The 20,185-nt window shown below is 41.9% G+C and carries 18 protein-coding genes and 2 pseudogenes; 13 read left to right on the top strand and 7 right to left on the bottom strand.

Going from position 1 to position 20,185, the window contains the following annotated elements:
* Positions 1–23: 23 nt before the first annotated feature.
* Positions 24–2,347, top strand: a pseudogene (gene pbpC / locus CV014_RS10335) (penicillin-binding protein 1C).
* 272 nt (positions 2,348–2,619) lie between these two features.
* Here the strand turns inward: pbpC and CV014_RS10330 are convergent.
* Both CV014_RS10330 and CV014_RS10325 read right to left on the bottom strand, forming a co-directional pair.
* Entirely contained in the window at positions 2,620–3,432 is an 813-nt protein-coding gene (locus tag CV014_RS10330) for a MerR family transcriptional regulator (RefSeq protein ID WP_268964619.1), read from the bottom strand.
* 4 nt (positions 3,433–3,436) lie between these two features.
* Entirely contained in the window at positions 3,437–3,853 is a 417-nt protein-coding gene (locus CV014_RS10325; protein ID WP_236141942.1) for a VOC family protein, read from the bottom strand.
* A 131-nt stretch (positions 3,854–3,984) separates the two neighbouring features.
* Between CV014_RS10325 and CV014_RS10320 the strand changes: the two genes are divergently transcribed.
* The 5 genes from CV014_RS10320 (at position 3,985) to CV014_RS10300 (ending at position 7,600) form a co-directional block, all read left to right on the top strand.
* On the top strand, positions 3,985–4,995 hold the full coding sequence (locus CV014_RS10320; RefSeq protein WP_236141994.1) for a FecCD family ABC transporter permease: 1,011 nt from the start codon (positions 3,985–3,987) through the stop codon (positions 4,993–4,995).
* A 128-nt stretch (positions 4,996–5,123) separates the two neighbouring features.
* Positions 5,124–5,903, top strand: coding sequence for an ABC transporter ATP-binding protein (locus CV014_RS10315; protein WP_236141941.1), 780 nt, complete (start codon positions 5,124–5,126; stop codon positions 5,901–5,903).
* An 11-nt stretch (positions 5,904–5,914) separates the two neighbouring features.
* Positions 5,915–6,073, top strand: coding sequence for a histidine kinase (locus CV014_RS10310; RefSeq protein WP_236141940.1), 159 nt, complete (start codon positions 5,915–5,917; stop codon positions 6,071–6,073).
* A gap of 28 nt (positions 6,074–6,101) precedes the next feature.
* Positions 6,102–7,010: a homoserine kinase gene (thrB, locus tag CV014_RS10305; RefSeq protein WP_236141939.1), complete on the top strand. Its 909-nt coding sequence runs from the start codon at positions 6,102–6,104 to the stop codon at positions 7,008–7,010.
* 50 nt (positions 7,011–7,060) lie between these two features.
* Positions 7,061–7,600, top strand: a complete 540-nt coding sequence (locus CV014_RS10300; protein ID WP_236141938.1) for a hypothetical protein — start codon at positions 7,061–7,063, stop codon at positions 7,598–7,600.
* On the opposite strand, the gene CV014_RS10295 is transcribed toward CV014_RS10300, so the two are convergent.
* Positions 7,559–7,840, bottom strand: a complete 282-nt coding sequence (locus tag CV014_RS10295; protein WP_236141937.1) for a hypothetical protein — start codon at positions 7,838–7,840, stop codon at positions 7,559–7,561. The two genes, CV014_RS10300 and CV014_RS10295, sit on opposite strands and share 42 nt — an antisense overlap.
* On the bottom strand, positions 7,806–9,533 hold the full coding sequence (locus CV014_RS10290; RefSeq protein WP_236141993.1) for an ABC transporter ATP-binding protein: 1,728 nt from the start codon (positions 9,531–9,533) through the stop codon (positions 7,806–7,808). Before CV014_RS10290 ends, CV014_RS10295 begins: the two co-directional genes overlap by 35 nt.
* Before the next feature lie 367 nt (positions 9,534–9,900).
* Here CV014_RS10290 and CV014_RS10285 point away from each other — a divergent pair, with 367 nt between their 5' ends.
* Positions 9,901–11,898 (top strand): GAF domain-containing sensor histidine kinase, encoded by a 1,998-nt coding sequence (locus CV014_RS10285; protein WP_236141936.1) that lies wholly within the window; start codon positions 9,901–9,903, stop codon positions 11,896–11,898.
* 98 nt (positions 11,899–11,996) lie between these two features.
* Here CV014_RS10285 and CV014_RS10280 read toward each other — a convergent pair whose 3' ends face one another.
* From CV014_RS10280 to CV014_RS10270, 3 genes are all read right to left on the bottom strand, one after another.
* Positions 11,997–13,628: an ATP-grasp domain-containing protein gene (locus tag CV014_RS10280; RefSeq protein WP_236141935.1), complete on the bottom strand. Its 1,632-nt coding sequence runs from the start codon at positions 13,626–13,628 to the stop codon at positions 11,997–11,999.
* Positions 13,625–14,413, bottom strand: a complete 789-nt coding sequence (locus tag CV014_RS10275; RefSeq protein WP_236141934.1) for a hypothetical protein — start codon at positions 14,411–14,413, stop codon at positions 13,625–13,627. Before CV014_RS10275 ends, CV014_RS10280 begins: the two co-directional genes overlap by 4 nt.
* 145 nt (positions 14,414–14,558) lie before the next feature.
* On the bottom strand, positions 14,559–14,975 hold the full coding sequence (locus CV014_RS10270) for a hypothetical protein (protein ID WP_236141933.1): 417 nt from the start codon (positions 14,973–14,975) through the stop codon (positions 14,559–14,561).
* Positions 14,976–15,292: 317 nt separating this feature from the next.
* Between CV014_RS10270 and CV014_RS10265 the strand changes: the two genes are divergently transcribed.
* From CV014_RS10265 to CV014_RS10240, 6 genes and pseudogenes are all read left to right on the top strand, one after another.
* The gene (locus tag CV014_RS10265) at positions 15,293–15,481 is read left to right on the top strand and encodes a hypothetical protein (protein WP_236141932.1); all 189 of its coding nucleotides are present in this window, start codon (positions 15,293–15,295) and stop codon (positions 15,479–15,481) included.
* Between the two features lie 13 nt (positions 15,482–15,494).
* Positions 15,495–16,255 (top strand): annotated as a pseudogene (locus tag CV014_RS10260) (class II aldolase/adducin family protein).
* Between the two features lie 64 nt (positions 16,256–16,319).
* Positions 16,320–17,354: an ABC transporter substrate-binding protein gene (locus CV014_RS10255; protein WP_236141931.1), complete on the top strand. Its 1,035-nt coding sequence runs from the start codon at positions 16,320–16,322 to the stop codon at positions 17,352–17,354.
* 173 nt (positions 17,355–17,527) lie between these two features.
* Complete coding sequence (locus tag CV014_RS10250; RefSeq protein ID WP_329608366.1) at positions 17,528–18,673, top strand: acyl-CoA dehydrogenase family protein; 1,146 nt, start codon at positions 17,528–17,530, stop codon at positions 18,671–18,673.
* A gap of 166 nt (positions 18,674–18,839) precedes the next feature.
* Complete coding sequence (locus CV014_RS10245) at positions 18,840–19,097, top strand: hypothetical protein (protein WP_236141930.1); 258 nt, start codon at positions 18,840–18,842, stop codon at positions 19,095–19,097.
* Positions 19,098–19,204: 107 nt separating this feature from the next.
* On the top strand, positions 19,205–20,185 hold a 981-nt coding region (locus tag CV014_RS10240; RefSeq protein ID WP_236141929.1), incomplete at its 3' end, for an NAD(P)-binding domain-containing protein.

The raw sequence follows: 20,185 nt of genomic DNA, 5'->3' as shown, positions 1-20,185 counted from the left end.
ATGAGAGTGAAGCTAATTGTGTGATGAATAGGGAAAAAGTTTGGTGGCGGAAGACTATACAACGGCTAAAACGTAGTAAGTTTATTAAAAGTATTTTGGTTGTGCTGTTGGTGTGTTTATTTGTGCGATTTTTGCCTTATTTTGCACCAATTCGGGCTGGGGATATTGCTCAAAATCAGTTGGCGTGGGAATTTAGCGATCGCAATGGGCTACCATTAGGAACAATCCTCACCCGTGACCAAGAACATACCGCAGTTGTACCCATCAAGCAAGTTTCACCCCAGTTCATTCAGGCGATTTTAGCGGCGGAAGATGGTAGTTTCTATGATCATGGTGCATTGGATGTAAAAGCGATCGCTCGTGCTACAAAAGAAGTTATCCAAACCAAGAAATTTGTTTCTGGTGCTTCTACAATTACTATGCAGTTGGCGCGGATGTTAAAACCATCCCCCCGCAACCTCTCAGGGAAATTGCGTGAGGTTTGGTTGGCTTGGCGGTTAACAGCAGGAATGAATAAAGATGAAATCCTCGCTGCTTATATTAATCGTCTGCCAATGGGAGGTAATATCTATGGTGTGGAAGCCGCCGCTAGGACTTATTTTTCTATCCCCGCTAGTGATTTAAATATTGCTCAGGCTAGTCTTTTGGCTGCTATTCCTAATAATCCCACTTATTTTGACCCGTTGCAGCATTGGCATCGACTCCAGCAACGACAAAAATATGTCCTGAACCGTATGGTACAGGATGGATATATTACTCAAGAACTAGCTGCAAAAACTCTGAATGAAAAGGTAGTTTTTCAGTCACGACAAAGAGGAATTCTCGCCGCACCACATTTTTTATTTTGGTTAACTACTCAGTTACCTCAGACGGAAATCACTTCCCCTATCCGCACCACCATCGATAAACCATTACAGCAATTTGTGGAAGCGCAAGCACAACAAGTAATTTCCACACTCAAAGCTAACAATGTCCATGATGCAGCAGCTTTAGTTATTGACAACCACACGGGAGAGGTTTTAGCCTACGTCGGTTCACCTGATTATTTTAACGAAGCTAAACTCGGACGCAATGATGGTGTACAAGCTTTACGCCAACCTGGTTCTACCCTCAAACCCTTTGTCTATGAATTGGCTTTAGAAAAGGTGCAGTTCGCCCAAACACTATCTTGGCAGATGTCCCAACTAGTTACGCCATCCCCGGCGCAAAATTATATAGTCCCACAGATTACAGCCAAAAATTTCTCGGCCCGGTGCGAGTCAGGATAGCCTTAGCCAATTCTTTGAATATTCCAGCCGTGCGCGTTTTAGAAAAAATCGGTGTACCCACTTTTTTAGAACGTCTACATCAACTCGGCTTTACCCACCTCCAACAAACCCCAGAATATTACGGTTTAGGTTTAACCCTTGGTAGTGGTGAAGTCTCCCTCTGGGAACTCGCCCAAGCCTACCACACCATCGCCCAACAAGGAAACATCACCCCGTTAATCACCACCATTCCCCATGCCCCATCCCCCATGCCCCATGCCCCAAATCCCACCACATGGCAACTCATCACCGATATGCTCAGTGATCATTATGCCCGTGCTACGTCTTTTGGTGTAAACTCAGTATTAAACTTGCCCTTTCCCGCAGCTGTCAAGACTGGTACTTCCTCCAACTTCCGCGACACTTGGACAGTCGGTTTTACTACAGACTACACCGTCGCCACTTGGGTAGGTAATTTCAACGGGGAACCGATGCGTCAAGTATCAGGCGTTACAGGTGCAGCACCCTTGTGGAATCGCATCATGTTACACCTGCACGAACGCCAAGAACCGGACGCTTTCCCCTCTCCCGCAGGCTTAACAAAACTACCGATATGTGCTGTCACTGGGTTAAAACCGACACCAGACTGTAATTCTGTGGTGCAAGAGTATTTTTATCCCCAAGATAAAATTGCCTACACAACTCAGCAGGATTTTAATTTATCGTCAGAATACAATGAATGGTTGGCACAACAGCCAACATCGAGTTTAGTTGCTAACAACTTAAGGATTTTATCTCCCCACGATGGGGCTTTGTTCTTACTCTATCCTGGTGGGGAAGGACAACAAAAATTAGAGTTTAAATTAGCCGGAAATCAATCTACATCTGCGGTGGAATGGTGGCTGAATGGAGAGAAATTAGATAGTCAAACTAATTCTCTATTTTGGTATCTACGTCCAGGAAAATGGACATTGGAAGCGAGAAGCGGCGAAAAGCACGATAAAGTTAGCTTTCAAGTCGATGCAGCTAAAATTCACCCTTCCCGTCGGGGATTTTCTGTGGTGAGTTCGCAAATAAATAGCGATCGCAACTCTCCATGAAGATTGCTAAGATAGCGAATTATCCAGAAAAAATCTCTGTGTACCTCTGCGCCGTTACAAAAATGGAGATTTGACGCAGATTCACACAGAAATAGTAGACTTCTTGCATAAATACTTTGGTGTTGCTAAAAATGCTATTTAAAAGCTCACGCAAAGGCGCAAAGACGCAAATAAGAACGCAGAAAGATAACTCTGGAATGTATGTATTCGGAGTGTTCAATTATTCGTGCAAGAGGTCTGGTAGAAATATCACCTGATATGTGTGTAGAATATCAGGCTTGAATTACCGGAAATTGCACTTCCGTTACATAAGAATCATCATTCTGTTCACCACCACCAACAATATATACTTCACGGTTCGCCCCAGTAATCTTGTAGCCATTGGCTTCAATCCAAGACACCAAAGTAGCGTAGGCTTGACTAATGGTGGCATAACTACCATGATGAATTAAACAGGCGATCGCTTCTAGTACCGGTAACTCATACACCTTGATTCTCTCATTACCTTTAACTAATCCAGAAATAGAAATCACCGCTTCTCCATCCACATCAGCATCTTTATAGCCTGGGTCATGCCAAATCCCCGCATAATAATTACCTGAGTGGGCTTGCTGTTGTTGCAGATATTCGTGTAATTCATCGTATAATCTACTAATATCGGCGTAATTTGGCAGAATTTCGCGGATAGATACAACCTGCACTGGTTCAGCTTTTTTAATTACAACCTCATAGTTAGGCATACTATTCTCCTGTTCAATTTGCTTGAGTCTTGCTTCTACTCGTGTGAGTCTTGCTTGTTCTGCTTCCACTAACTGCTGAATTTCCGCCTGCTTGAGTCGCAGCATCCCCCGAATTTGGGAAGGTGGCAAATTCTCATCTAGTAACTGGGCAATTTGCTCTAAGGAAAAACCCAAATCTTTGAATGCTAAAATGCGATTCAATCGGGGTAGTTGTTCAGCCGAGTAGTAGCGATAGCCTGTAAAGTCGTCTACTTGTAGTGGTTTCAGCAGTCCCATTTGATCGTAGAGACGTAATGCTTTGATACTCACTTGGCTTAATTTTGAAAAGTCGCCTATTTTCAGCATTTGTTCATGAGGACTCAGGTGGCCAATTTGGAGTGTGTGTTAACTCCAGCTTGATCCCGTCAGGATCTAGGAAGTAAACAGCATAGTATCCTGGTAAATAACTATACTCAGCAGGAGGGTCGAGGATTTTTACTCCACGTTCCACTAGGAATTGATGTAGTGAATTAACTTGTTCCCGATTATCTGCACTAAAAGCCAAATGATGTAATCCTACAGAATAGCGGTCATGATTTTTATTTGATGATTCAGGGTTGGCGGGAGAAATTGTAATCACGCCGTTGTTACTAGCCCAAAGTATTAACTGATCTGTTTTTTCTTCTTGTTGATAACCCAAAAATCCTAACAGTGCATTGTAAAAAACCTCGGAACGGTTCATATCCGATACTGTTAAAGCAATGTGATTAACAGCCCCTAATTTCATGGTTTATTACTAGAATATGTTCAACTCTCTACAGTACACACTCTGCCGTAGGGGTAGAGTCAACCCCTGTGGTTAACTCAAAATACTCTACTCTCAGACAAGCCGACAAAATTCAAAATACAAAACATCCTATGGGAAAGAGTGTTAATGCTGCTTCTAAAAACGAAGCACGGGTATTGTTAGCAACTGTGTTTTTAGTGGCGGTTCTAATTTTGGCAATAGGCTTTTCCCTATCTTTTGGTGCTGTCGCCATGACTCCTGAACAATTGTGGCAAGCTATTTGGCGACGGGGAGACCAAATTTATCAGACTATTCTTTGGGATTTGCGTTTACCGAGAACTGTAGCGGCGATTTTAGTAGGTGCAGCTTTAGGAATGGCTGGTTCACTACTTCAGGGAATGTTACGTAATGGACTCGCCGACCCGTTTTTACTCGGTATTTCTGCGGGTGCGGGTTTAGTAGCGATCGCCATGTTTAGTCTAGGCGTATTCGTAGCTTGGATTCCTTTAGCAGCTTGGGTTGGGGGAGTCCTCACCACAATGCTTGTATATTTTTTATCCAGAACTGGGGATGGTGTTTCCGTTGAACGGTTGATTTTAGGCGGTGTAGCAGTTAGTTCCATGTTTGGGGCGATTCAGTCTGTGTTACTCCTATTAACAGAAGACGGCAGAATACAAGCAGCTTTAAACTGGTTAATTGGCAGTTTAAATGGTCGAGGATGGTCAGAAGTGACTACAGCCGGTGCTTATATTAGTGTGGCATTGATATTGGGATGTTTGTTAGCGCGATCGCTGAATTTATTAAGCTTGGGGGATGAATTAGCCGTCAGCTTGGGAGTGTCACTGACGCGATCGCGCATTTTCATCGGTGGAGTTGCTACACTACTAGCAGCAGGTGCAGTCAGTATTGGTGGCTTAATTGGTTTTGTTGGTTTAATTGTCCCGCATGGTATCCGTTTACTAGTAGGCACAGATTACCGTGCTTTATTACCACTTAGCGCATTAGGCGGCGCATTAGTTATGACTATCGCAGATTTACTATCCCGCCTGGGTGCAGTAGAACTTCCTGTAGGTTCAGTCACAGCTTTATTAGGTTCACCCGTATTTATTTGGTTGCTATATCGTCGTCAAAATGGCATCTAGGGCATGGGAAGAAAGACAAGGGAGACAAGGTAGAAGTAATGAGTAATGAGTAATGAGTAATGAGTGCTGAGTAGTGAGTTGTGACTAATGACTAATAACTATTGACTAATGACTATTGACTATTGACTATGCCTTTAGAAACTCAAAACTTAACTGGTGGATATACAGCTAAAACTGTAGTTAGAAATGTATCTTTGGCAATTGAAAAAGGTGAATGGTTGAGTTTAGTAGGTGCTAATGGTTCTGGGAAATCTACCCTACTTAAACTCATGAGTCGTCTATTAACTCCACAAACAGGAATTGTTTTATTAGATGGTAAGGCAATTCATACTCAACCCGCCGCAGTTGTCGCTCAAAAATTAGCTTTATTACCTCAACAACAAGCAATCCCTCCAGGTTTAACAGTTCGTCAATTGGTATCTTTAGGACGTACACCCCATCAGCCTTGGTGGCAATGGGATTTGAATACAGAAGATAGGGAAAAAGTCTCAGAAGCCTTGCATTTAACTCAGATGGTAGATTATCAAGAACGTCTAGTAGAACAACTTTCTGGAGGAGAAAGGCAAAGGGCATTTTTAGCCCTAGCTTTAGCACAAAATCCACAAATATTATTATTAGATGAACCTACTACTTATTTAGACATTCGTTATCAATTGGAATTATTAGAGTTATTAAAAAAATTGAACCAAATATCAGGAATAACTATTTTAACTGTCCTGCACGAAATCAATTTGGCTGCTAGATATAGTTCTCGCATTGCCCTACTCTATCAAGGTAATATTTTTGCATTAGGAGAACCAGAAAATGTTCTCACACCAGAAAATTTAGCTGAAGTTTTAGGTGTAGAAGTCGCAGTATTAAATACCCCTGTAGGACTACAAATTTGTCCTTTAGCACCAGTTCGTTAGGGAGCGGGGGATTGGGGACTGGGGACTGGGGACTAGGAGACAAGGTAGACAAGGTAGATTTTACTTTAATGCCCAATGCCCAATTCCCAATGCCCAATGCCCAATGCCCCATGCCCCATGCCCAATTCCCGATGAAGCCTTTATTTTTGCACCATTACATGGGATGCTGATTGATTGGGTTAGATGAGTATGTTTTAGATGTCTGTTGTTTCTTCTGTCACGGTGAGAGTCCCAGGGACAACTGCTAACTTGGGGCCTGGTTTTGACTGTATCGGCGCAGCTTTGACTATATATAATAAGTTTCAGTTCACCCGCCTGGATGAAGGTGAGTTAATCATTGATGTCACAGGTGAGGAAGCTGAACGGGTACAAACTGATAAAAGTAATTTAATCTATCAAGCATTTGTCAAGTTATATCAACATATAGAGCAAACACCACCACCTGTAAAAATTGAGATTGAATTGGGTGTACCCCTAGCTAGAGGTTTGGGAAGTTCTGCAACAGCAATTGTGGGTGGTTTGGTTGCTGCTAATCAATTAGCGGGTGCGCCTTTATCTGAGTCGCAGGTGATGGAATTAGCGATCGCAATGGAAGGACATCCTGATAATGTAGTTCCAGCTTTGTTGGGGGGATGTCGTCTAGCCGCTACTTCTCAAACTGGTTGGGCAATTTGTGATGTCCCTTGGGATAATAGTATTGTGCCTGTGGTCGCAATTCCTGATTTTGAATTGTCCACCTCAGAAGCACGGCGAGTTTTACCAACGGAATTTAGTCGTGCAGATGCAATTTTTAATACGGCTCATTTAGGCTTATTATTACGCGCCTTGGCAACTGGTAAGGGAGAATGGTTAACAGCAGCCTTACAAGATAAATTACATCAGCCTTATCGTCAAGCTTTAATTCCTGGCTACGCTGCTGTGAATGCGGCAGCGATCGCAGCCGGTGCTTACGGTATGGTAATTAGTGGAGCAGGGCCGACACTGTTAGCTTTAACCAATGTCAACAATGCCCAAGCTGTAGAAACTGCAATGGCTTCAGCCTGGAAAGCAGAAGGAATTAAAGCCGTAGTGCGATCGCTTTCCCTCGACACCCAAGGCGCGATTTAAATTCAAAATTCAAATACTCTACGAGAAGGCTTACGCCTACAAAATTCAAAATGAAAAAACTTAATCCTGGCTTGTCTTTGGAGCAAATGCAGGCGGAGATTACAGCACTCAAGTCTCAAATTCTGGTGCTTGAGCAAGAACGTACCGCGCTCACTCAGAGTAATAATGTCATTGTGCCTGAAAATGACTCTCCTTGGGCAATTGTAGAAGCTTATCGTCGCCAAGCTAGGGAAAATGCCCAATTATTTGCCGAACTCAAGGGAATAGACGATGCGATCGCCGCTTTAAACACCCAACTACAACAAAAACAAACTGAACTCACCCATTTACCCAGGAAATTACAACAGATTAGCCAAAAGCAACAGTTAGAAGAAGCCAAAGAAATCGCCAAAGCCCATGCTGAAAGAATCAATCAAATAGCCGGAGAACTAGCCACAGAAATCCGCCAGTTAAAAGCCTGCGCCGATCAACTCAGTCCCCTATATTGGCAAATCTATTACAAACCCTTCATCACCGGCTTTAAAACCATCTCCGTTCCTCACGTCCGTTCAGATGGGGAAGTGTGGACAATTGTTAATAAGATTGTTTAGGGAATTGGGCATTGGGCATTGGGCATTGGGCATTGGGCATTGGGAATTGGGCATTGGGCATTGGGCATTGGGCATTGGGCATTGAAGTAAAATCTCCCTTGTCTTCCTTGTCTTCCTTGTCTCCCTAATCTCCCAGTCCCCAGCGAAGCACTGAGCTTGTCGAAGTGTCCCCAGTCCCCAGTCCCCAGTCCCCAATCCCCAGTCCCTACTGACTAAACTGCTGTGTATAAAACTTAGCATAACGACGCTCAAGGGCTAATAGTTCTTCGTGTGTGCCTGATTCTACGATTTGCCCACGTTCTAAAACTAAGATGCGATCGCATTTTCTCACTGTACTTAAACGGTGAGCAATAATAAATACTGTACGCTGCTGCATGAGTCTTTCTAAGGCTTCTTGTACTAAAGCTTCAGACTCGGAATCTAAAGCAGATGTCGCTTCATCTAAAATCAAGATTTGTGGATTCAATAATACAGCACGGGCGATCGCAATTCTTTGTCTTTGTCCACCAGATAAATTAACGCCCCTCTCACCTACCCAGGTTTCATAACCTTCTGGTAGTTGGGTAATAAATTGATGGGCGTTAGCAATTTTCGCTGCGGCTTTTACCGCATCTAAATCATAAATATCTTGCCCAAAGGCGATATTTTGGGCTACAGTCCCCGAAAACATGATGGTTTCTTGAGGAACTATGCCAATTTGTCGGCGTAAACTCTCTAAAGAAACATCTCGAATGTCTATACCATCAATCAGAATTTCCCCTGTTGTGGGGTCATAAAAACGGGGGAGGAGATTAACGAAGGTGGTTTTACCTGCACCAGACGCACCCACAAGGGCGATCGCTTCCCCTGGCATCGCCAATAAACTAATATCTTTTAAAACGGGTTCTCCTGGTTTATAGGCAAAAGTAATCTGGCGGTATTCCACTTTCCCTTGGACTGGCGGTAAATTTATCGCCTTGGGTTTTTCTGTCACCGTTGGCTGTATCGCCATCAATTCAAAAATTCGGTCTACAGAAGCTTCACCTTGCTTAAATTCGTTGTAGTTGTTGGTAACATGACCGATGGGATCAATTAATAACCCGGCTGCGGCTAGATAACTAAAAAACTCCGCTACTGTTAAATTCCGTTGTTGAATTTGCCATGTTCCCACCAAAATTAAGGATAAGGCACTCAAGGCTTCTAAAAACCCGATAATCGGTATCTGCACAGCCTTTAAACGTTCGGCTGAGTATTTAGCTTGAAAACTGCGTTCTGCTTCCCGACTAAATCTAGTAATTTCATATTTCTCCGCCGCAAACGCCCTCACTAGGCGAATTCCACTGAAAACCTCTGTCAAAATGGCTGATAAATCGGAGACACGATTTTGGCTTTTCAGGGAATATTTACGTAACCTTTCCCCAAACCAACCAATTAAAATCCCCATCAATGGGGCAATGATAACTGTGGCTAAGGTGAGTTGCCAATTCAAGTAAATCATATAGATGGGGATGGCAATCAACTGCAACACACAGGGTAAAAAATCGTGAAACAGTTTATTAACAACTTCCCCGATGCGGTCAATATCTTCGGTGAGGCGGTAAGATAAATCACCAGCTTTGGCAGTTTCAAAGTAACTTAAATCTAATGTTTGTAAATGGGCGTATATCTGCTTGCGGAGATGAAAAGCCACTCTTAACGCGGCTTTTGACATATAAATGTCTTGCACAGATTGAAAAACACCCCTAACTAAGAACACTAAACCTAGTATGGCTGCTAATTGAGCGATCGCTATCACATTACCTTGACCAAAAGGATCGGCTAACTTGCCTGCAAAATTAATTAACGTCAAAGTCGCCAGCACATATCCTACAATGCCGACTAATCCCTTAATAATATTCTGCCACTGGGGTCTAATATAAGGTAGCAGTTGCCAGTAATTAGAGCGAGTTTTCAAGCTGTCACATCCACAACAATATTGTTCTTTGTTAGACGCTACCAGCTTTTGGGTAGTTTCTCCAAACAAAAGCTGTCAATTCTCCCTTGCACACTCCTGCGAATCTTAATGTGCAAATTAAAAGTACAGCAGCCTATTTATTCTGGCTTAAAATCATCTAAATGATGAGCATTTCTGATGATCAAAACGCCATTAAAATACAGTTTTCTCCACTGAATAAACATTAAATTTTGTTTAAAAATATACCAGTATGTCCTTTATCTTGATTTTATAAAAATTGTCTTAAGTTTGAATTTTTGATAATCGCATTGCACTTCAGGAAAATTTTGGGAACTATTAAGATTAGTAGTTACACAAATTTTGATCAATGAATTTAAATTTAAAATCAAAGCCAGCAATCAATCCCAGCCGGGAGCAGGAAAACGTATCTGAGCAGTATACGTTCAATTTCAGCTATCAAGCAGCAGTTAATGCACTAGGACAAAAAGCCCTCTCTGGCACAGAATTATCTAATTTATTCCAAGATACAGTTACTCTAGTATCTCAAATACTCCAAATCAAATACACTAGAGTTTGGCAAGTTCTTTCAGATAGTAATTCTTTACGCAAAGTTGCTAGTGTGGGGGAAAATTTCTCAGAAAGCGACCCTCAAGACATAGACATAAAAACTCATCAACAAGTAAATCAACTTTTAGAAAATACTCAACCAATTATTAATTTAAACACATCTAATCATCAGCTAAATGAATTTGCTATTCCCTCTCCTCCCGATAGTGTGACTGGTTTGAGTGTGTTAATTCCAGGTGAGAGTAAACCTTTAGGTTTTTTAGAAGTATATGCAACAGAAGCCAGAGATTTTACTGCTGATGATGTGCATTTTCTACAATCTATTACCCATGTTTTAGCAACAGCAATTCAACGCAAACGTTCAGAAGCTTTAGTACAAACCCAAAGCCAAGTTTTAGAACAAGTGGCGTTTGGCGTTAATCTCTACGAAATTTTCAATAACCTCTGCATTTTGCTAGAACAAGAATTACCTGGTGCTTATTGCTCAATTTTAGTTGTAGATGAAGACAAAAAGCGACTCAGGGGAGGTGCAGCACCCACCTTACCAGCAGAATTTGCTCAGGGCGTTGATGGTTTAATGATTGGTGAATTTTGTGGTTCTTGTGGGACTGCGGCTTACAGAGGAGATGCAGTCTTTGCTAATGATATTGCCAATGATCCTTTATGGAAAGATTTCCGAGATTTTGCCTTAAGCTATAATATTAAAGCTTGTTGGTCATCACCTTTTACTTCACAAACAGGTGAAGTTTTGGGAACATTTGCCATATCTCATAAATTCCCCTGTCATCCTACACCACATCATTTAGAAATTCTCAAAACAGCTACTCATATTGCTAGTATTGCCACAGAAACATACAGAGCTGCAACCGCTTTACAAAGGGCGAATAGTGAATTAGAAGCCAAAGTTGCAGAAAGAACATCTGAATTAAGAAAAACCCTAGTCGAATTACAAAACACACAAGCTCAACTAGTCCACAGTGAAAAAATGTCCAGTTTAGGACAAATGGTAGCAGGTGTAGCCCATGAAATTAATAATCCCATCAGTTTCATTGCTGGCAATCTCGAATATGCCAATCAATACATTGATGATTTACTAGACTTAGTGGCAGTTTATCAAGAACAATATCCCCAAGTAAATCCCACCGTAGCCGCCAAAATGAAAGCCATCGATTTAGATTATTTGCGTGAAGATTTACCGCACTTAATCGCATCGATGAAATCTGGTAGTGAGAGAATTACAGAGATTGTGCTAGGGCTACGTAACTTTTCACGACTAGATGAAGCCAACATGAAATCTGTAAATATTCATGAAGGTATAGATAATACACTGATGATTCTGAATCATCAGATGAAGTTACCGAATCCATTACCCGATATCCAGATAGTCAAAGAATACGGGCAACTACCGAAAGTTAGCTGTTATGCTAATCAGTTAAATCAGGTTTTCATGAATATTCTCAATAATGCAATTTATGCTTTAAAGGAGAATCTAGAAGCAGGAAAATCTACAAATAAGATGCCAACTATTCACATTAAAACTTCAGTTGTAGATGGCAAGAAAGTTTTAGTTAGCATCAAAGATAATGGAATTGGCATGAAACCAGATGTGCTAGAACACATTTTTGATCCATTTTTTACTACTAAACCAGTCGGTCAAGGAACTGGGTTAGGTTTATCAATTAGTTATCAAATTGTGATCGAAAAACATCAAGGTAAGCTAAGTTGTATTTCTGAATTAGGAGAGGGAACAGAATTTCACATTGAGATTCCTATCCAGATTTCCCATCAAGAGCAATAACAGGTAAATGTCTATTATTAATGGACTTCCAAAGAATAAATTACCCTTAATTATGCCTGCCTACTTAAGTATTTTTTAAATTGGAAGTCCCTAACTGATTACCAATAGAGTAGCCATTGTCCATTGTGAAATACTCCGTGACCTTGTAGAGTAATGCGCTCATCACCAGGATAAACTTGAGCGATCGCAGCAATTTGATGCAGTGAATGTCCACCATGTATTACAATCTTACCTATATTGTAAGGATGAACAGTTTTATTTCTAAAGCGTTTCATCACTTCAACATCACCTAAATAATTCGGGTCACGACCATCAATATATTCGTCATAAGTTAAATCCCAAACATTCAAACCTCCACCCAAATGCGGTAGTTTAATAGGTAAAGTAAAAGAAATTGTGCGTTGAAAATCTATGTTTTCTTTATCTTGCCAATTAAGATTTTGATATTGTAAATCAAAATGTACAGATGCTGTTGATTTAGTAAAAATCGCCGGTGTTTCCCAAATATGAAATCCTGGGAGAGCAAAATCAGGATGATAATTAACTGGTGCTTGTAGTTGTGTTTCTAGAGATTGTTTAACTAATTCATAAAGCCAACTAAAATGTTTTTGTAGCAGGGTATTATATTGTGTAGCTCTAGTGTAATAATCACCTGCAAACTCAGGTAAATTGAGAAAATCTAAATAAGATGCTGTTCCCAAGGTGAAAAAGCTAGCGGGTTCTTGTCCTCTAGTAACCCAATGTACTTTTAAACTTTGAATAGTCTCATAAACTTCACTACATTGAATCTCTGTTAATATTTCATCTGTAATCAGTGCGTCATTTGGGAATTGCTTAACAGTATTTTTTTGAGTCAGTAATGCTAAAAGTGATTCAGTAATTTTACCATCGGCTCTAATATCATAGCCATCATACCCCGGCATAGGATTAGCTTCTAAACACCAGTATTGCTCATCCTCTGTCACCTTAAAATCCCAACCAGCAAACTGTAAACCAAAAGCCGCCGTAGCTTGAATAATTTGTTGAGTCAAATACTCAGGTAATTGCCAAGGAGAATATTCTGCCTCTTGATAAGAACGGCGATAATCAACTTGAGGACAATTAATAATTTCTGCGTGAACCTGATCCCCAACGACATGAGCGCGGACATCTGCACCAGCAACATATCTTTGTAAATGTACAGGCCCTTGGGATGGATGAAAATCAAAAAACTCTTCTGGTGTCACTAGGCGACTATCAGCACGAATACCCGACGCAGGTTTTACGATAGTTTTACCCAAACTCGCAAAAGCTGCTAACAGTTCGGGATCAGAACTAGTCAGACTAGGAGGAACATTAAAACCCCAAGACTGCAAAGAATATTCATGCAATGGTTTAGAAGAATTATCAGTACGACCACCAGGACGGTTAATAACAACACCAGGAATATGTTCTAGCCACACACAAAGCGCAGCCAATAAACTCCGCCAACGCATCGCCATCGCCATATCTGACTGCACAGTAGAAAGGTCGATAATTCGGCAGTAATAAGCACCATTGGGGTCTAGAGGCAATTTTTGATCACCTACACTCACCCAACTCATACCATCATCAGGAAGCGTTAACCGCCAGTCTCCTGAAAGGATCACTTCGCGGAGATTTATGGCTTTTACCTCAATTCCACGCTGACGAGTTTGACGGATGAAATGGCGAAAAGTGCGGTCTGAGTCAATACCAATAGCGTAAATCATGGGAATAAAACCTCCAAAAGTGCAGGAGCAAAAACAGGCCAAACAAATTGAATTTGTTCCATTAAGGGGAAAGAATCAATTCGAGCAATATTTGCAGTTTCTAAATTTTCGGAAACGCTCCAAGTAATAGCAGCAAATGTTAAATCTAAATTTCTAATTAGGTTAATACTTTGTTGTTCTAATGCTAAATGTTCTAGGGGAACGTTAGTAGAACGCCAAGCTTGATCATCCAAAACCACCACAATTTCATAACCAGGATCAATATCTGCCCAGCGTCCCCGATAAGGCCCTGCTCCTTGGGGAACATTGGGGTAAGCTGTAGTGTTATAGGTCACTAAATCTTGGACATACCATTGTTTGTTAACTTGGGGTGTGTGCGGCGGTAAAATTTGCGAAGAAAAGATTTCCATATCATTTTCTCGATAGCCTGCACGTACAGCCGTTAAAACAGAAGAATAAGAGGTTTTTCCCCAAATACTATGGGGTGTGGGACGATTAATTACAGGTGATTTATTGAGTGTGGCAGCAGCCCATAAAGTTGAGAGACATTCACCATAAATAAATGAATCATCGAAACTGTTTCTAATAGTAGATGGTGGTTGAATTCTCAATAAAATTGGGATATCAGGGGTGACAAAAACCTGCCCATCTTCCATCCCAATCGAAAATAACCGAGCCGCATCACAAACATCGAAAATATCAGCAGTATAGCCAGCTTGCTGCACTAAATCGAGAACTTCCGTACAAAAGCGATCGCTGCGATCGCCTACAATGATTAAATCCATATGCTTGAATTATTGATGAGATGGGCATGGGGTATGGGGCATGGGGTATGGGGCATGGGGCATGGGGCATGGGGCATTGGTAACTGGGTAGAATTTTCCCTTACACCCTTACACCCCTATACCCCTATACCCCTATACCCCTAATTCAAAAAATTGGGTTACTACCTTTTAACAAAGACTTAGAACGAATGTTTTGTACATTTCCAGGCAGAAGTAATCTATCTGCTGGTAAAATCACTGGGTCTTTAGAATTGAAATAACCACCACAAGGATTATCACAAGCTTCTTTGTTATCAGAACCTTTATCAGACGCATCTTTACCTTTATCGGATGCTTCCTTCCCTGTACCGCCATCGTTACTAAATACGGGTGATTTATGCAAATCTAATAAAGTGTCGCGGCGGAAAGTATCTTGAATAAAGGGCTGTTTCTGATGGACGTTGACTTGGCCGGGTTCTCGCTGTTGGGCTTTAACTCCAGCTATTGTAGATAACATCATAGTCGGAACAGTAAGACTCAGCATTAACAAAAACCGAGCCGACAGCATAGTTTTGATATTCATAAATTTGCAAACCTCATTGGTTGACAAAGTTGTTAACCAGCTTGTTTTGTAAGATTTTTCAAGCTGTTAATGTCCAATAGGTTCGGCTCTGCTGTTTTATGCAGGGGTTATCAATATTATTGTTTCGGTCTGACTTACAGTCACTCTCCTGTTGTCCCAATTTCTACCTACAGAATCCAAATACCCCCTTGTTTTTTAGGCTCATATATGCAAATCTCATATATACTACGGTAAATCGGTCAATTTATCGTAGTTAATGTTTATTGTTACAGATAAACCTGCCCAAACTCCTAAAAATTGATATCAAGGAGTCAATTGTGGTCAATTCTTTCAAAGAACACCGCTTTTCGTGTCAACAGAAATACTCTGCTTGTAAGATATTGGCGATCGCAGCATTTTTGAAAAAAGAGAACTGGCTACCCAAAAATTTTGCCCAGCCTAATCTTGATAGTAGTTTAGGTGGAGAAATACTGTATCGCTCTCAGGAACGCTCATTAACTGTTTAGCACTGGAAAAATCATGCCAAATTTCACTAGACCCCAACCGCCAGTTTTTGAACGGGTGGAAGAAGAACGCCTTTATCGGAAACAACGCCTAGCTGCTGCCTTTCGGCTGTTTGGTCGTTTTGGCTTTAGTGAAGGAATAGCGGGTCACATTACCGCCCGTGACCCTGAATTTACTGATCATTTTTGGGTAAATCCTTTAGGTAAATACTTTGGTCACATCCGTGTTTCTGACTTGCTTTTGGTCGATAGAGAAGGGGAAGTGGTCAAGGGTGATGCACCTGTAAATCGTGCCGCCTTTGCGATTCATTCCCAGGTGCATGAGGCGCGACCTGATATAGTTGCAGCTGCTCATGCTCATTCTCTACATGGCAAAGCTTGGTCAAGTCTGGGTCGCTTGCTTGACCCTTTAACCCAAGATGCTTGTGCTTTTTATCAAGACCATGCTTTATTTAATGATTACAAAGGCGTAGTTTTAGATACTTCCGAAGTAGGAGAATTGCTGAATCTTTAGGAGATAAAAAGGCTGTCATCCTCAGAAATCATGGCTTTTTAACTGTGGGTCAGACAGTAGACGAGGCTGCTTTTTGGTACATTTCCTTTGAGCGATCAGCTCAAGCTCAATTGCTGGCAGAAGCAGCCGGAAAACCACTGCCAATTGATCATGAGACTGCAAATTTAACTCATGGTCAAGTGGGAACCCATTCTGGTGGTTGGTTTAGTTTTCAGCCACTCTACGACCGGATTGTGCGGGAAGAACCGGATTTATTGGAGTAGTTTAACGCCAAGCTACGCGGAGAGCTTTTCAGAAAGTTTTATCTTTTTATACCTAAAAATTAACGTGTCTACTAATTGGTTGCGACAGAATTTTTTATTCTCTCTGGGCTGTTTACTGGCTTTAGGAACAACGGCTTGCTCAGAGGTTAAGTCTACCAGTCCAGCAACGATCGCAGCAAATCCTAGTCCATCTGAAGTGGCAGCATCGAATACAACTCAATTACGTGTAGCTAAGTATAAAGGTGGTTGGGATTTAAATTTAAAGTTAGCTGGACTCGATGATTTCCCTTATCAAACTCAATTTACCGAGTTTACTGGCGGTAATTTGATGGTACAAGCGATTAATGCTGGTGCAATTGATTTGGCTTCAGCGAGTGAAATTCCGCCGATTTTTGCAATTGAATCGCAAGCATCTGTCAAAATCATCGCCACTCTCAAAGGCCCGACTGTTGGTCAAGTTGTCCTTGTACCCAAGAACTCAACAGCCAAAACCATCGCTGATCTCAAGGGTAAGAAAGTCGGTTACGTTAAAGCCACAACTGCCCACTATTTCTTAATTAAGATGTTGGAAAAAGTTGGGCTGACGATGAAGGATATCAATGCAATTCCTCTATCTATACCCGATGGACTTTCGGCTTTTCGTCAAGGTGAACTGGATGCTTGGGCTACCTACGGTTACTCTATCCCCCAAGCCCAAAAAGAAGGGGCGCGGGTGTTGGAATCGGCAAAAGATATTTTAAGCGGTAACTTTGTGATTATTGCCTCACCGAACGCGATCGCTGATGCTCAAAAGAAAGGTGCGATCGCGGATTTCTTATGTCGCTTACAAAAATCCCAAAACTGGCGAGAATCTCACCTCAAGCAATGGTCAAAGACCTATGCAACCGCCATTAATGTTGATGAGGGCATTGTTTATCAAGATGCCCAGCAAGGTCAACAACAGCGTCATCAACAAATACTTCCGGTTTCTGAGGCAGCCATAGCTTCTCAACAACAGGTTGCTGATACCTTTTTTCAAGCGGGTGTAATTCCCTCGAAAGTTGATGTTAAACAACTTTGGGATAATAGTTTTAACAAAGATATCGCCAAATGCCAATAAAACTAAGGGTGTAGGGGTTTGAGGGTATGGGGTGTAGGGAAAAGAATTCTGCGTCAGTTCTATCTCCCTTAAACCCTGACACCCCTAAACCCTTACCCCCTTACACCCCCAAGGAGTAGCTAAATGTCAAATCACCTGTTTTAGAAGCGTCTACTATCGCAACAGCCAAGTTATTGCCTAATTTGTTTGAGCTTGTCGATTCTCTGGCGGCGGATTTTGCCACCCGCGCCGCCACCCACGATTGCGATCGCTCTTTTCCCTTTGAAAACTTTGCTGCACTCCACCAAGCACAATTATTGAGTCTCACTGTACCAGTAGAGTTTGGTGGGCAAGGGGTAGGATACACTACAGCCTGTCGGGTGATTGAAAAAATAGCCAGTGGAGACGCTTCTACAGCTTTGGTGCTGACAATGCACTACTTACAACACGCTAACGCTGCCAGACACCGACGCTGGAATCCCACTGTGTATGAAAAATTATGTCGGGAGTCTGTCCAGGGGATTGCCTTAATTAATGCTGCCCGTGTAGAACCAGAATTAGGTACACCAGCCAGAGGCGGATTACCTGCGACAATCGCTCAAAGAAAAGCTGATGGCTGGGTGATTACGGGTCATAAACAATACACTACTGGCAGTCCGATTTTGCGTTACTTTGTAGTTTGGGCGCGTACAGATGATGATGAGCCGCAAGTCGGGAGTTTTTTAGTACCGCGTGACATTCCAGGGGTAAAGATTGAAGACACTTGGGATCATTTGGGGATGAGAGCTACAGGCAGTCATGACCTAATTTTAGAAGATGTCTGCATTCCCATTGAGTATGCCTTGGATGTCCGTCCTCTGAAGGCTTGGTCAAACCCTAATCCCCTAATGTTAGCAGCTGGCAGTTTATTCTTAAGTGCCTTGTATCAGGGAGTAGCGACAGCCGCGCGAAACTGGTTAGTGGAATATTTAAATGAGCGATCGCCTAGTAATTTAGGTGCAAGTTTAGCAACTTTACCGCACTTTCAAACAGCCGTCGGTGAAATTGAAGCTTTACTATACGCCAACCACCGATTAATTTACACTCTAGCAGAAGATATTGACAAAGGTGAACACAAACCGGATGTCAATTTGCACGCCCAAACCGTGAAATATTTAGCTACAAATAATGCGATTCGTTCTGTAGAAATTGGCTTGCAACTAATTGGCAATCCTGGTTTATCTAAAAAGCATCCAATTGAAAGACATTATCGGGATGTGCTTTGTAGTCGAATTCATACACCCCAAAATGATGTCATTTGTTCAGCGTTGGGTAAGTCAGCATTGAGTATTAAAACTTGAAAGTAAAAGGCGTTTGGGAAAACCCATCGCTAGGCCAAGCAGGAGGTATAAGGGAAAAGTGTTTTAAACTCATTCCATTTTATTAACACAGATACGGAGGGTAAATTAGTCATGCTTCATTTTTAGTTTTTTGGTCTCACCACGTAAATTTAGTTATGGTGACTTCATGTTTTATCAAATAGAAAGAGAATTATTAAATGGAGAACCTGGATTTGTTGAGCAACAGTCTCAACAGTTAACTCATTTACAATTATTGGATACACAAGAACAGGGAATACGTGATATATGGGAATTACCACAACAAGAATCTGTTCGTCATCAATCTGTGTCCAAAAGAAAGTTTCTCAATTTGGCAATTTTCACTAAACTAAAAACTTTTTCCTTCAAATTATTCATAAAGAAAACTGAAAGAAGAGTTCTTTGACCAAAGCATAAAATCATCTGCCCACCTGAATTTTTAGATGGGAAAATCTTCAAGATTTTCTACATTTTTAGCTGCAATCATTAATTTTGCTCAAGCACTATTTCATTATGACAATCAATACTGATCCTGATTTTGCTGCGCGGGAAGCGTTGCGCTTACTTGGTTCTGATCCCGAAAACTGGGTTTTTGATCATCCAGGCATTGACCACAATGTCACGATAGTCGGTGGTAGTGGTAGTGGCAGCACCTTTGCATTTGCCCTGCGACGTGCTGGCATCGGTCGCGTTACAGTGATTGACGAAGCTGAAGATGAAGCCCATGCCGGTGTGTGGCTGACGCGAGCGCGGATGAAAAAGCTACGCACACCAAAAAACCTGCCAGGGCCAGAACTGGGAATTCCTGAACTGTCATTTCAAGCTTGGTATGAGGCGCGACATGGCATTGAAGCTTATGCAGCGATTGATCGGATTCCGAGAATATTGTGGGCAGAGTACCTTAGTTGGTATCGACAATTCTTAGGGATTCCAGTCAGATATCGCACGAAATTAGTACGAATTGAGCCGGATACGGGTTTCTTCCGTCTCTACTTGGAAGTGAATGGTGTTCCACAGGTGGAAACTACACGAAAGATTATCTTTGCTAACGGTGTAGCCGGTACTGGCGGAGCAAACATACCGCCTGTATTGACATCTCTACCACGGACACTTTATGCACATACCGCCGATGAAATTGATTTTAGCGAGTTGCGTGGTAAGACTGTAGCAGTTTTAGGTGCTGCGGCTTCAGCCTTCGATGCGGCAGGTGTGGCACTGGAATCAGGTGCTAAAGTACATTTATTTGCCCGTAGATCACAGATTGCGTCCCTCCCCGTGATTCGAGTGCGGGGTTATCCTGGTGCTTACTATAACTATCCACAACTGCCTGATGCGGCTCGCTGGTTTCAAGCTTGGCGGTTTAATCGGGTAGGCTCTACACCACCGCAGGATGCAGTTGAACGTGTAACGGCTTTCTCCAACTTCCATCTGCACTTATCAGCACCGTGGAAAACTGCTGATCATCGAGGCGATCGCATCATCGCTCAGGTGAAT

This window comes from Nostoc sp. CMAA1605 (genome assembly GCF_021596505.1).
In the GTDB taxonomy this organism is placed as follows: Bacteria; Cyanobacteriota; Cyanobacteriia; order Cyanobacteriales; family Nostocaceae; genus Trichormus.
This window is presented reverse-complemented; position numbering and strand designations above follow the sequence as displayed.

Coding starts and splice junctions, on each gene's coding strand:
- CV014_RS10330 (WP_268964619.1), bottom strand. CDS start 3,432: ATGCTGAAAATAGGCGACTTTTCAAAATTAAGCCAAGTGAGTATCAAA.
- CV014_RS10325 (WP_236141942.1), bottom strand. CDS start 3,853: ATGAAATTAGGGGCTGTTAATCACATTGCTTTAACAGTATCGGATATG.
- CV014_RS10320 (WP_236141994.1), top strand. CDS start 3,985: ATGGGAAAGAGTGTTAATGCTGCTTCTAAAAACGAAGCACGGGTATTG.
- CV014_RS10315 (WP_236141941.1), top strand. CDS start 5,124: ATGCCTTTAGAAACTCAAAACTTAACTGGTGGATATACAGCTAAAACT.
- thrB (WP_236141939.1), top strand. CDS start 6,102: ATGTCTGTTGTTTCTTCTGTCACGGTGAGAGTCCCAGGGACAACTGCT.
- CV014_RS10300 (WP_236141938.1), top strand. CDS start 7,061: ATGAAAAAACTTAATCCTGGCTTGTCTTTGGAGCAAATGCAGGCGGAG.
- CV014_RS10295 (WP_236141937.1), bottom strand. CDS start 7,840: ATGCTAAGTTTTATACACAGCAGTTTAGTCAGTAGGGACTGGGGATTG.
- CV014_RS10285 (WP_236141936.1), top strand. CDS start 9,901: ATGAATTTAAATTTAAAATCAAAGCCAGCAATCAATCCCAGCCGGGAG.
- CV014_RS10280 (WP_236141935.1), bottom strand. CDS start 13,628: ATGATTTACGCTATTGGTATTGACTCAGACCGCACTTTTCGCCATTTC.
- CV014_RS10275 (WP_236141934.1), bottom strand. CDS start 14,413: ATGGATTTAATCATTGTAGGCGATCGCAGCGATCGCTTTTGTACGGAA.
- CV014_RS10270 (WP_236141933.1), bottom strand. CDS start 14,975: ATGAATATCAAAACTATGCTGTCGGCTCGGTTTTTGTTAATGCTGAGT.
- CV014_RS10245 (WP_236141930.1), top strand. CDS start 18,840: ATGTTTTATCAAATAGAAAGAGAATTATTAAATGGAGAACCTGGATTT.